Origin of the sequence: Synechococcus sp. OH30 (assembly GCF_047462175.1) — a bacterium.
Classification (GTDB): domain Bacteria; phylum Cyanobacteriota; class Cyanobacteriia; order Thermostichales; family Thermostichaceae; genus Thermostichus.
On record NZ_JANSIP010000003.1, the window covers coordinates 110,630 to 123,232 of the forward strand.

10 protein-coding genes are annotated in these 12,603 nt (G+C 58.8%); 4 read left to right on the forward strand and 6 right to left on the reverse strand.

The genetic code is table 11. The features are described from left to right. Positions 1-14: 14 nt before the first annotated feature. The 3 genes from NW830_RS04815 to NW830_RS04825 form a co-directional block, all read right to left on the reverse strand. A complete protein-coding gene (locus NW830_RS04815; protein WP_414403964.1) occupies positions 15-1,421 on the reverse strand; it encodes an ammonium transporter in 1,407 nt (468 codons plus the stop codon). A gap of 129 nt (positions 1,422-1,550) precedes the next feature. Then, entirely contained in the window at positions 1,551-1,889 is a 339-nt protein-coding gene (locus NW830_RS04820; RefSeq protein WP_414360465.1) for a P-II family nitrogen regulator, read from the reverse strand. A 107-nt stretch (positions 1,890-1,996) separates the two neighbouring features. Further along, positions 1,997-3,373, reverse strand: a complete 1,377-nt coding sequence (locus NW830_RS04825) for an IctB family putative bicarbonate transporter (protein WP_414404574.1) — start codon at positions 3,371-3,373, stop codon at positions 1,997-1,999. A gap of 643 nt (positions 3,374-4,016) precedes the next feature. Between NW830_RS04825 and holA the strand changes: the two genes are divergently transcribed. Further along, positions 4,017-4,994, forward strand: a complete 978-nt coding sequence (holA, locus tag NW830_RS04830; RefSeq protein ID WP_414360460.1) for a DNA polymerase III subunit delta — start codon at positions 4,017-4,019, stop codon at positions 4,992-4,994. Between the two features lie 100 nt (positions 4,995-5,094). On the opposite strand, the gene NW830_RS04835 is transcribed toward holA, so the two are convergent. The 3 genes from NW830_RS04835 to NW830_RS04845 form a co-directional block, all read right to left on the reverse strand. Beyond that, positions 5,095-5,706: a cytochrome c oxidase subunit 3 gene (locus NW830_RS04835; protein ID WP_414360457.1), complete on the reverse strand. Its 612-nt coding sequence runs from the start codon at positions 5,704-5,706 to the stop codon at positions 5,095-5,097. Positions 5,707-5,802: 96 nt separating this feature from the next. Next, a complete protein-coding gene (gene ctaD, locus NW830_RS04840; RefSeq protein ID WP_414360455.1) occupies positions 5,803-7,509 on the reverse strand; it encodes a cytochrome c oxidase subunit I in 1,707 nt (568 codons plus the stop codon). Positions 7,510-7,565: 56 nt separating this feature from the next. Next, positions 7,566-8,567 (reverse strand): cytochrome c oxidase subunit II, encoded by a 1,002-nt coding sequence (locus tag NW830_RS04845; RefSeq protein WP_414360452.1) that lies wholly within the window; start codon positions 8,565-8,567, stop codon positions 7,566-7,568. A 389-nt stretch (positions 8,568-8,956) separates the two neighbouring features. Here NW830_RS04845 and NW830_RS04850 point away from each other — a divergent pair, with 389 nt between their 5' ends. The 3 genes from NW830_RS04850 to NW830_RS04860 all read left to right on the forward strand — a co-directional run bounded on the left by NW830_RS04850 (position 8,957) and on the right by NW830_RS04860 (position 12,591). Continuing rightward, complete coding sequence (locus NW830_RS04850; protein ID WP_414360449.1) at positions 8,957-9,949, forward strand: COX15/CtaA family protein; 993 nt, start codon at positions 8,957-8,959, stop codon at positions 9,947-9,949. A gap of 52 nt (positions 9,950-10,001) precedes the next feature. Further along, a complete protein-coding gene (locus tag NW830_RS04855) occupies positions 10,002-10,994 on the forward strand; it encodes a heme o synthase (protein WP_414360806.1) in 993 nt (330 codons plus the stop codon). Positions 10,995-11,115: 121 nt separating this feature from the next. Further along, positions 11,116-12,591, forward strand: a complete 1,476-nt coding sequence (locus NW830_RS04860) for a TolC family protein (protein WP_414404575.1) — start codon at positions 11,116-11,118, stop codon at positions 12,589-12,591. Positions 12,592-12,603: the final 12 nt, after the last annotated feature.

Below are 12,603 nucleotides of genomic sequence, written 5' to 3' on the forward strand. Positions count from 1 at the left end.
GCAGTTCGACAGGCTCAAGGTTGCTCCAATTCGGCGGCAGCAGTTACAAAGTCAGGGTAAGCCACGTTACCGTGCTCGCCCACATCCAAGCCGGCCATCTCCTCTTCGGCACTGGTGCGCAGGCCAACGGTTACCTTGAGGAGCAAAAACAGGATCAAGCAGGTGAGGAAAGGCCAGAAGAAATAGGCTAGAGCGCCCACAACTTGTACCCCAAATTGCGCCCAGGTCACCCCTGAGTTGGCGTGGGCAAACCAAGGGATCCCTGCTGCCAACACCCCCCAGATACCGCAGGTGCCGTGTACCGAAATCGCCCCCACCGGATCGTCAATCTTCAGCACCGTATCCAAAATCACCGCCGAGATGACCACCAGGATCCCGGCCACCGAACCGATGATCAAAGCTCCCACAGGGTGGACAGTGTTGCAAGGAGCAGTGATCCCTACCAAGCCGGCCAGCACCCCGTTGGCGGCAAAGGTCATATCCGGCTTGCCAAAATGCACCCAGCAGGTAACCATTGCCCCAATGGCCCCTGCCGAAGCGGCTAGCAGCGTGTTCATGGCAATCCAGCCGATATCGGGGCTGGCGGCTGTGGTCGAGCCGGCGTTGAACCCAATCCAACCCAAGGTGAGGATGAACACCCCCAACATCCCTAGAGGCAGGTTGTGGCCGGGAATCGCCCGTGGCTCCCCATTGGGGCCGTACTTGCCGATGCGAGGGCCAAGCACCATGGCCCCGGCCAAGGCGGAAGCGCCCCCCACCAAGTGCACCACGCCCGAACCGGCAAAGTCGATGAAGCCCAGATCTTCCAGCCAGCCGCTGGTGCCACCGTTGTAGTCGCCAAACAGCCCATTCCAAGCCCAGCCCCCCGAGATGGGGTAGATCAGTCCAGAGATGACGACAGAGTAGATGAGGTAGGCCACGAACTTGGTGCGCTCCGCCATGGCCCCGGAAACAATAGTGGCAGCGGTGGCGGCAAACACCATCTGGAAGACGAAGAACGTAAAAGGCCAGTCCCCTGCTTCGTGGGCTTGCTGCCAACTGAAAGCAAACCAGCTCCTACCAAAGAAGCCAGCATTTTCTCCAAACATCAGACCAAACCCGATGAACCAAAAGGCGCAACAGCCCATGCAGAAGTCCATCAAGTTCTTCATCATGATGTTGGCGGCATTCTTGGCGCGGGTAAAGCCCGTCTCCACCATGGCAAACCCCGCCTGCATGAAGAACACCAAGGCTGCCCCCACCAGCGTCCAGACGGTGTCAGCATGTTTCTGCACGACTTCCGCGTCCTGGGCGCAGGCGCTCTCCTGACCCAATAGGAAAACTAGTGAAATCGTCAGAGCAGCAGTTAAGCCCCCCTGAGTGGGTCGGCAGAGCCACTGCAGTACTTGGCCTTTGAGTCTTTGGATCATGGTTGTCGACATGCTTTTCCGCTCAACTAGAGAGACGCTACTTTTGGCAATGCCAAAAAATGAAACAGAATCCAGCTTCCCCCTCAACAAGCCAGGATGAGGCTGAGGAGAGAGGCAACCTAGGCCCCAAAAACAACTTTTTTACAAAGCATCTCGGTTGACTTCACCAGTGCGGATGCGAATGGTTTTCTCGACAGGGCTGATGAAAATCTTGCCGTCCCCGATTTCGCCAGTGCGAGCGGCTGCAATCAGCTTCTCCACCACCGTATCCACCAGCTCATCTTCAACCACGATCTCCACCTTCAGCTTTTGCAGGAACTCGACTGTGTACTCGGATCCCCGATAGCGCTCAGTTTGCCCTTTCTGCCGGCCAAACCCCCGCACCTCCGTTACGGTCATGCCAACAATTCCGGCATTCACTAGGGCTACCTTCACCTCATCAAGCTTGAAGGGCCGAATGATAGCTTCAATCTTTTTCATTGGCTGTCTCTGCCCCAGAGAGCTCCGCTCACTTCTAGCATCGCTGCCACCTGCAAGTTGTAACTCCAGATACAGTTTTGAGCCGAGGGGCCAACCCCGAGAACATATTACAGGGAAAGCTGCTTCGAGGAAGCCAAGTTGGCTGTGATGAGAGCCACGGCCAGCCACCACAGCATTTGCACCTGGGGACGGTACCAGATGGTGTCCACCAGGCCGTGGGCCATCATGCCGGTGCAGGCTGCTAAACCTGCCGCCACCCACAGGCCCTGGGGATCCCGGCAGGCAAGTAAACGTTTCCAGCCTCTCCAGCCGTGATCCCAGAGCACCAGGAGGAACCAAGCAAAAGCCAGGGATCCGACTAAGCCCGTCTCCAAGGTAATCTGGAGCGGCACCGAGTAGGCCGCCAGAGCGCTGAAGTTGCCCCGCTGGTAGAGGGGATAGACGCGGCTGAAGGCGACATTGCCAGGGCCGATCCCCAAGATGGGAAAGTCGCGGATCATCTCCAGCACTGCCGCCCAGACGTTGAGGCGAAAATTGTTGCTGGTATCTAGCCGTCCCCAAAAAAGGCTCTGAGCCCGCAGCCGCAAGGGGCGTACCGTCAAGATGGCAAGCAGCAGCGCGGCTGCGCCCCCTCCCAAGAGAGCCGGCACCGTCCAACGCTGCCAACGGGCCGGCAGGCGGGGGGTGTACCATTGGGCCAGCAGCAGGGCCATCATCCCCAGCGCTGCCAGCCCCCCAATCCAGGCACCGCGGCTGTAGGTCAGCACCAGACAGACAAGGTTGACGGCGGTTGTAAACCCCACCAGAAGCTTGATCCCCCAACCCGGCCAGAGGCAAATGCCAGCCAGCCCCAAGGGGAGGAGAGGAACCAGGTAGCCCCCATACAGGTTAGGGTTGCGCAGATAGCTGTACACCCGCGTCAGGCCCGCCAAGCCCGATTCTGGATCCACCCAGGTGGCCAGTTCGGCCGCCCCGTAGAAGTACTGCCGCAGGCCGTAGATCCCTATCCCCAGGCTGACCAAGAGCAGGGATCCAACAATCCCATCTCGGAATCGGGGTTGGCGCAGCAGACGATGCAAAAGCAGATAGCCCGCCAGGTAAAGCGTCAGCTTCAGCCAGCCATCCCGCGCTGCGTAGGAAACCGGCGAGAGGAGCGTTGCCAGGGTGGCAATTCCCCAGAAAAGGCCCAGGGGCAGATGGACAGGTAGCCCAGTCGGGGTTTCCACCAGCCAGCCCAAGACCACAAGCGCCGCCATGGCCAGCAAAATCAGACCGAGGATGCCGGTGGAGCTTTGGGAGGAAAAGACCCAGTAGAGCAGCACCAGGCCCAGGCCAATCCCGTCCAAGGCTTGGACGAGTAAGCTACCTTGGCCCCAGTTTTTCAGGGATCCCGACAGGCGGCCCAAAAAGCTGCTCTGCCACCAGGAATCGATAGGAAAATCCTGCAGCAGCAGAGCTTGCCACAGTTGCCTTGCTTGTTCCATTGCCGCTTTCCAGCCCGCTTGCCTCCGCTCATCTTCCGAGTTTATCTCCCCAGCGGCCAAGGGCAGGGACGTCAGGGCAGGCGGGATCCCTCCCTCTGGAAGTGGAGGACTCTAGCTGCTTCGGGAGCACGTTAGGTCGAGAGTTGGCTCCTAGCCTTGCCACGACCAACCTCAAAGTGCCCTTTAGGCAACCGAGGCTAGCGGCTGGAGCTGGGAGCTCTTAACCTCTTCAGAGCTGGAAGGGGGAACTCCTGCTGCCGACTGATCTGCTTTGAAAAGCGGGGAATTGCAATAATGAATTTGCACACGAGTAGGCCGGCCCAAGCCCAAAGCGGATCCCAGGCAGCGCGCTAAAACCTGCACTTTGAACTCCAGTTCGCTAATGGTGTCCATCTACTTGCGGCCCTCCCTCCGACCCCATCTCTAAGCCCAGCTTAGGAGAAGATTGAGGATAGTTCTTCAGTGGGAATACAGAATTTGCCAAGCTAGATCATGCAAAGCTGGCACTCTTTTTAGAGAGAAAAAAAGCTGAAACTCGGCCAGGCTTTCTCCGGAAGATCCCGGACAAGTTGATTAACATAAGTAAATGCCTAGAGAAACTAGGGAAAAAAGCTGGAGACCAAGCTGAAGCGACGTGGGGAGTATGCCCGTCTACCTTTACTGGGGAGATGATAGCTATCGCCTCCTGCAGGCGGTGCAAGAGCTGCGCGATCAGGTGCTGGATCCTGAGTGGGCCGCCTTTAACTACGATCGCCTGCCACCGGAATCCACCCTGGCCGGACTGAACCTGGCCATGACGCCGCCTCTGGGATCCAATGCCCGCCTCGTTTGGCTGGAGGAAACAACGCTCACCCAGCAGTGTTCGGAAGAGTTAGTAAGAGAACTGGAGCGGACGTTAGCTTCTTTACCCCCCACAACCCATCTGGTCTTGACCGCCAGCAGCAAGCCGGATGAACGTCTCAAATCCACCAAACTCCTCAAGCAAAGGGCCATTGTCCGCGAGTTTTCCCAACTGCCCCCCTGGGACGAAGAGGGCATTCTTAAGCAGGTACACCGCGAGGCCCGACAGCGGGATCTCAAGCTCAGCCCAGAGGCAGCGCAGAAGTTGGCGGAAGCCGTGGGCAACGATTCCCGCCGTTTGGCCATGGAACTGGAAAAGCTGGCCCTCTTTACGGCAGGCCAGCGGGATCCCATCTCCCCTGAGCAAATCGAGGCTCTGGTTCCTGCCAGCGCCTACAACAGCTTGCAACTGGCCGCCTCTCTGCGCCAGGGCAACTTGGATCGCTCCCTGCAGATCCTGAACCATCTGCTGGATCACAACGAGCCGCCCCTTAAGATCCTGGCAGTGTTGGTGGGCCAATTCCGCACCTGGCTGTGGGTAAAGCTATTGCTGGAAGAGGGGGAACGGGATCCCAAGGTCATTGCCCAAAAAGCAGAGATTGCCAACCCCAACCGGGTTTATTTCTTACAAAAAGAGGTGGGATCCCTAAAAAGCTCAGCACTGCTGAAGGTGATGCAGCAACTTCTACAACTGGAATATCAGCTCAAGCAAGGTCAGCCGGAGCGAGAAGTGTTTCCAGAGGCTCTGATCCAGACCGTGGCCATTCTCCAACAGTCCTGAGCCTTTCTGTCCTTGTTACTCCGCCCAGAGCCCATTTAACGGACAGCGTGCTCGACCGGCATCCCCTTCAGCCTTGGGGAGAGGGATCCCTCTTCGCGACTCAGAGTAAGTAGAGCAGGATAAACAACACAATCCAAACCCCATCCACAAAGTGCCAGTAGATCTCAGCAGCCTCGACGCCAAAATGACGTTGGGCGCTGTAGTGGCCTGGCTTCAGGGATCGCCAGAGCACCGCCAAAATAAACAGCAACCCCGCCGCCACGTGCAGCCCGTGGAACCCCGTCAAGACATAGAAGGCACTGGCAAACAAGTTGGTGGTGAGGCCAAACTCCAGGTGGCTGTACTCGTAGAGCTGCCCGGCCAGGAAGATGGCCCCCATCAGGGCAGTGAGGGCAAACCACAGCCGCAATCCCTTGACATTATTGGCCTGGATGGCAGGCTTGGCCTGGTGGATAACCCAGCTGCTGGAGAGGAGGATTGCCGTGTTGATCCCAGGCAAGAGCAGTTCCCGCTCTGGCGTCCCTTCCGGCGGCCAAACTGGGGCCGTGAGGCGGTAGGCCAAATAGGCCATGAACAGGCCCAAGAACAGACAGCCTTCCGCTACCAGGAACATCAGCAGACCAAAAACGCGATGATCTGGATGCTCAGCATGAGCGGCATGGGCCTGGCTAGGGCCAACTCTAAGAGCATCGGAGGCGAGGGATCCTTGCATAGGTCTATGGCTCGAATTGCAAGACTTCTTGAGGTTGAGGACAAGACCGACATGGCTGGGGAGCAGAGGATGGATACCCAGCGGGCAAGTCCCCTGCTAAGAAGAAGTAGGCTCCGCCTCAGCCAGCGCCAGCTCCCGCAAGCTCTGCAACTGGGCGGCCAAGTAATCCAAGGTCTCCTTGCTGTGCAGGCCGTAGTCGTAGGGGCCAGTTAGCAGGATGGGATCCCCGTAGAAGTTGTGGGCAGGCGGTGGGGAAGAAGTTGTCCACTCCAGAGTTAGGGCCTGCCAGGGGTTGTCTCCGGCCTTGGGCCCAGCTACCCAGGAGTAGATGGCGTTCACCAAGAAGGGCAGCGTAGAAATGGCCAGAATGAAAGCCCCCACCGAGCTAATCCAGTTGAGGTCGGCAAATTGCGGGTCGTACTGAGCCACGCGGCGGGGCATGCCCATTAGACCCAGCTTGTGCATCGGCAAAAAGCACATGTTGAAGCCAACAAAGGTTAGCGCAAAATGCACCCGTCCCAAGAACTCGTTCAGCAGCCGGCCGGTCATCTTGGGGAACCAGTGGTAGAGGCCAGCATAGATGCCGAACACGCTGCCGCCAAACAACACGTAGTGCAGGTGGGCCACCACAAAGTAGGTGTCGTGGACGTGGATATCCAACGGCACCGAGGCAAGGATGATCCCGCTCAAGCCGCCGATGACAAACATGGAGATAAAGCCCATGGCAAACAACATGGCTGTCCGGTAGTGGATCTTGCCGCCCCAGAGAGTGGCCAGCCAGCTAAACACCTTGATTCCCGTGGGAACGGCAATGGCCATGGTGGCGATCATGAAGAACACCCGCATCCAGTCGGGGGTACCGCTGGTAAACATGTGGTGAACCCAGACGATCAAGCCCAAGAAGCAGATGGCCAAGCTGGAGTAGGCAATGGCTTTGTAGGCAAAGATGGGCTTGCGGGCATGCACCGGCAAAATCTCCGAGATCATGCCGAACACCGGCAGAACCATGATGTACACCGCCGGGTGGGAGTAAAACCAGAACATGTGCTGGTACACCACCGGATCCCCGCCGCCGCTGGGGTTGAAGAAAGCCGTGCCCGCCAACAGGTCAAAGCTAAGCAGGATCAGCGCCCCAGCCAGAACCGGCGTTGCAATGAGGGTAATGATGGAAGCAGCTAGCATCGCCCAGCAGAACAGAGGCATATCCTCCATCTTCATGCCGGGCATGCGCAGCTTGAGGATGGTGGTAATAAAGTTCACGGCCCCCAGAATGGAAGAGGTTCCGCCCAACAAAATGCTTAGGATCCAGAGTTCTTCTCCCACCTTCCCACTGATGAGGCTCAGCGGCGGATACGAGGTCCAGCCAGCTGAGGGGGCCTCGAGGAAGAGGCTGGCCAGCAGCAAAAGGCCGCTGGGTGGAATTAGCCAAAAGGCGACGGCGTTTAGCCTGGGAAAAGCCATGTCCCGCGCTCCAATCATCAGCGGCACCAGGTAGTTGCCAAAGCCCCCCATCAAAGCCGGCACAATCCACAAAAAGATCATGATTGTGGCGTGGAGGGTAAAGGCACCGTTGTAGCGCTCAAAGCCGAGAAAGTCGGCTTCGGGGGTGGCCAGCTCGGCCCGCACGGCTGTAGCCAGCGCTCCTCCCACCAAGTAGAAGAAAAAGCCAGTTACCAAATACTGGATCCCGATCACCTTGTGGTCGGTGGAGAAGGTAAAAAAGCGCCACCAGGGCTCGGCGGTAGGCTCCAGGCTGGCTTTGGGGGCAGCGGCAAAGGTGGGATTGTCCTGTAGCTGGGTCATGGCAAAAGGCTCCTCCTGGCGTCACCAGAACGTCCGTCAAGGGGAAAGGGATCTCTCTAGCCCGCTGAGGGAAGGGATCCCGTTCGCGTCAGCGGGACGGAGTCCTTGGGCAATTTGAGAGAGGTTAGATCAGCAGGCGAGAGGCCCAAACGCTGCTGGTGAACTTGGACAAAGGCAGATTCCGAGGGAGAGGGGTGAAGGTCTCCCGCCCAGGCCAGCGCGTTGTTCTCGCCCCGAGCAGCCACCAGTTGCTCCTGCTGCCAGCGCTCGAACTCTTCCGGCGTCTCCACTACCAGTTGTGCCACCATCACTCCATGGTAAGGGCCACATAGCTCGGCACAAATGATGGGATAGGTTCCTAGCTGCGTGGGCACAAACTCTAGGTGAGTCTCTCGGCCTGGGATGAGATCTTGCTTTAGGCGAAATTGCGGCACCCAGAAAGCGTGGTTGACATCCATAGCCGTCATGTTCAAGCGCACCCGCTTGTTAAGAGGCAGGTGCAGCTCGCCGGCCACCAAACCCGATTCCGGATAGGTAAACATCCAGGCATACTGCATGCCCTGAACTTGGACAATCAGATCCGGCTGACCCCTCTCCTTTCCCGGCAGCACCGCGGGAGTGTAAGCATAGCCCGGATCCCCTGCTTCCATCTCCTGGGAAGACCCCATCGCCATAGCCGCGTGGACGTGACCGCCCACATCGGCGCCTCCATACACCGCCTGATAGACATCGAGGCTGGCCAGGCCCAACCAGAGGATGATCACCGCCGGCACCGCCGTCCAGACGATCTCCAGCAGCACGTTGCCGTGGTTGGGATCCCCATCTCCTCGATCGCCTCGCCGCTTGCGGTAGCGAAAGGCACAGTAGAGGAGCACTCCCTCCACCACCAAAAAAATTCCAGTGGCGAGGGTGATTGTGCTGTTGAAGAGGCTATCGAACAAGGGAGCCGAGTTGGCAGCCGCTTCCGGAAGCAGATGGTGGTTCTGGCCGTACCAGAGACTGGCCAGGGTCAACAGCACCCCGATTCCCACCAAAAAGATATTCTTGAGCGCGCTCACAGCTGCTTTTCCCCGCTGCTACCACCACGACGTGCCTGCCCTAGCAGATTCTGGGAACAGAACCAGAGCAGGCTTAGACTCATCTCCATTCAAGTCCCAGGAGCCGGCGAGAATTGGCCATCTTAGGGATCTCTTCGGGATCTTCGGCCGGAGCGTTGGCGACGTCTACTGAGGAAGGGCAGCTTGGCCCAAAGAAATCCTTAAAAACCTTCGCCAGTTGCAAAGCTGCATTTAGGATTCGTTGCAAGCGAGTCTCCCCTCTGCCTCTAGAGAAGCACCACCCAGGATAGGAAGGGGTTAGAGGGATCGAGTTATTAACTGTTGCTTCCGCGCATTTTTGAGTGCCAATTGTGGACTGCTCTCCCTAGATTTCGATTCTTCAAACTGCAATGGACTCCTCAATTTCTCCATCTCACGTCCCCTCTTCGGCTTCGGATCCCGTGCCGCCTGGGGAGCTTTCCCTGCGCATGGGGCGAGCCCTGCTGGGCCTAGCGGCGGCTACTTGGCTGTTGATGGGGCTAGGCAGTGCCACTCGAGTCATGAATGCTGGACTTGCCTGTCCCGACTGGCCCCTCTGCTATGGAGAGCTGGTGCCGACGCAGCAGATGAACCTGCAGGTGTTTCTAGAGTGGTTTCACCGCCTGGTGGCTGCCGGGGTGGGCTTGGCCACCCTGGTGCTAGTGGGGTTTGCCTGGCGGAAGCGGCAGGCTTTGCCCGCTTGGCTGCCCTGGGGTCTGAGCTGGGCTTTTGTCTTGGTCGTGGCCCAAGGGATCCTGGGCGGGCTGACGGTAACGGAGTTGTTGCGCTTTGACATTGTGACGGCCCACCTGGGCACGGGCCTGCTGTTTTTTGCCACGCTACTCACCTTGGGATGGCTGGCCTTGCCAAGCGTCGCTCCCTTTGAGGAGGGGAGAGCTTCTGTTGGCTACTTGCCTTGGCTCGGCTTGGGGGCAGTGCTGCTGGTGTACGTCCAGAGCCTTCTCGGGGCTTTGGTGGCTTCCCAATGGGCGTTACACCAGTGCTTTGCTTCGGGTGAACTGTGCGGAGTGATGAACAGTCACTTGCTAGGGGTGGCTCCGGCCACGCTGGCGGTGTTGCTGGTGGCGGTGGCTACGAGTTGGCGGCGGCAGCAGATCCCAAGAATTCTCAAGCGGCTGGGCCATGGATCCGTAGTCCTTTTGCTGGCGCAAGTGGGGGTTGGCATTCTCACCTATCGCTACCGGCTGCAGGTGGAGCCCTTGACGGTAGCCCACCAGATGATCGGGGCAGCTTTGCTGGCGTGCTTGCTGGGCTTTACGGTGCTGGCCTGGCGGATGAGCAACAGCCTTGGGGGAAGGATCCCTCGGGGGGTAGCCGCAGCCACAGAAATGAACGGCGAGTAGTTCCATGGCAGATATCCTTCCAACCTACCGTCCAGATCCTTGTCAGAACACGGTGACAGGGATCCCTTTTGGCCATCGCCAAAGTCTGGCGCAGGTTTTGCGCAGCTATAGCCAGTTGGTGAAGCCGAAGATCATCGCCCTCTTGCTGATGACCACGGCTGGAGCGATGTGGATGGCGGGCAATACGGATCCCTTCAAGTTTGGTGTCACCCTCTCGGGGGGAGGGATGGCGGCGGCCGCAGCCAATGTCATCAACATGGTGTACGACGCCGATATTGATCGGATGATGGAGCGAACCCGCCACCGTCCTCTGCCTTCCGGTCGCATTCGGGCCCGACATGCCCTGATGTTTGCCGGGATCCTGGCTGTGATGTCCTTTGGTGTGCTGGCCTGCTTTACCAATTGGCTGGCTGCTGGCTTAGCCATGGCAGGGATCCTGGTGTATGTAGGGGTCTATACCCACTGGCTGAAGCGTTCCAGCCCCCAGAACATTGTTATCGGCGGAGCAGCAGGGGCAATCCCACCTTTGGTGGGCTGGGCAGCGGCTACGGGCAAGCTGAGCTGGGCTGCTTGGGTGATGTTTGCCATTATTTTTTTGTGGACCCCGCCCCACTTCTGGGCCTTGGCGATTTTAAAGCAAGAGGACTATGCCCGCGCCGGGGTGCCGATGCTGCCGGTGGTGGCAGGAGAAAGGCCAACTGCCGCCCAGATTCTCCTCTACGCCCTGCTAATGGTGCCAGTCAGTCTACTGCTGGTTTACCCTTTGCACGTGCTGGGCTCCTTTTACTTGAGTGTGGCAACCCTGCTGGGATCCCTTCTCATTTGGAAAGCGGTGCAGTTGCTCCAGGAACCGCACAACCGGCAGCGGGCAGCCTCCCTCTTCACCTTTGCTAACCTCTACTTGCTGCTGTTGTGCGGCGCCATGGGGTTGGACAGATGGTCGCTAACCCAAGCCCTTTGGGAGCAAGCTCTTGCCTCCCTGCAGGGGATCTATACCAGCCTAGTAGCGCTGGCCAGCCACCCGGCAGAGGTGGGATCCCTCTAGCCGGCAATCTTTGCTCCTCCCTTCTGCAATACTGCTATGGGTACGTTGAGAACAGCACGAGAGTATGCAGCATCTCGCCAAGGGCTGGCTTCAGTGCCAGGCCAGCGCGGCAGGATCCCGGTTGTCCCTTGCTTGGTTTGCCCCCTGCAGCCTCCTGTTTAGCCTGCTCTGGGCTGGGTCTACCTTTGCCCAAGCGGAGGCGCCTAACTCTGCCACCTCGCTCCTCCCGGATAGCCGGGTAATTCGTACCCCTGACCCGCCTCCCACCCTGTCCGCTCCTCCTGGAGCCCGCCCTGCCCCTCCCTCCTCGCTTCTGCAGGGAGCTTCTAGGGCTGAAGACCTGGTGGTGCCTCAATCTCCTTTGGAAGTGCGCATCGAGCGGACGGAGGGCTTGTCTTTACAAGAGGCCCTCGAGATTGCCGTTGCCCAAAACCCGACGGTGCAGCAGGCAAGGCTGGCTGTGGAAAGGGCTAAAGCGGGTGTAGCCCTGGCCCAAGCAGCTTTTGCTCCCACCCTTTCCAGCCGCGCCAACTACCAGTACAGCGAGCCCCCTGCTCCCGGCGGCACTCCCAGCCGCCAATCCCACACTCTCTCCGCTAGCGTGGTGCGGCTAGACTACACGGCCTTCGACAGCGGGGTTAGGGCGCAAAACCTGCAGCTGGCTGAGGAAGCTCTGCGCCTTGCCCAACTGCAGCTGGAGCAAACCCTGCAGACAGTGAAACAAGCGGTAGCCAATGCTTACTATGACCTCCAAAGCGCCGATGCCCGAGTGGCCATTAGCCAAGCTGCGGTTGCCAGTTCTGAGGCCACCCTGCGGGATGCCCAAGCCCGAGAGCGGGCTGGGGTAGGTACTCGCTTTGAGATTCTCCAGGCGGAGACGGAATTGGCCAACAACCGCCAAGCCTTGCTGGCAGCCCAAAACGCCCAGCAACTCAGCCGTCGTCGTCTGGCTGAGCTCCTGAACTTTCCCCGCCCCACCGATGTGCTAGCTGAAGAGCCTATTGAGCCGATGGGAGAGTGGGATCTCAGCTTGGAGGAGACCATTGTTGCTGCCTTGGCCAAGCGCCAAGAGCTGGAGCGCCAACGCCGAGAGCTGGAGCAAGCTCAAGCGCGCCTGCGCCTAGCCCAAGCTAGCAACGGTCCCCAAATTAGTTTGTTTGCTAGTCTCGACGCGGTAAATGACTTTAAGGCCAACCGCAACAGTTTTGATGTCGGCTACTCAGTTGGGGCCAATTTTAACTTGACCTGGTTTGACGGAGGAAAGGCGGAGGCCCAGGCTCGCCAAGCCGAGATCGATGGCCAGGTAGCTGTGAGTAGTTTCATTAGCACCCGGAATGAAATTCAACGCAGCGTAGAAGAGGCCTTCCTTACCCTCAGCTCTAGCCGGGAACAGATTGACGCGGCCAAAGTAGCAATTGCCTCAGCAGAAGAAAGCCTGCGGCTAGCACGGCTGCGCCTGCAGGCGGGTGTGGGCACCCAGACAGAGGTAATCAACGCCGAGGCTGCCCTCACTACTGCTCGGGGCAATCTTGCCAACGCAGTAATTGCCTATAACCGTGCTCTAACGCAACTGCGGCGAGCCATCGGCAGCCTCTAACTCACTCCCCCT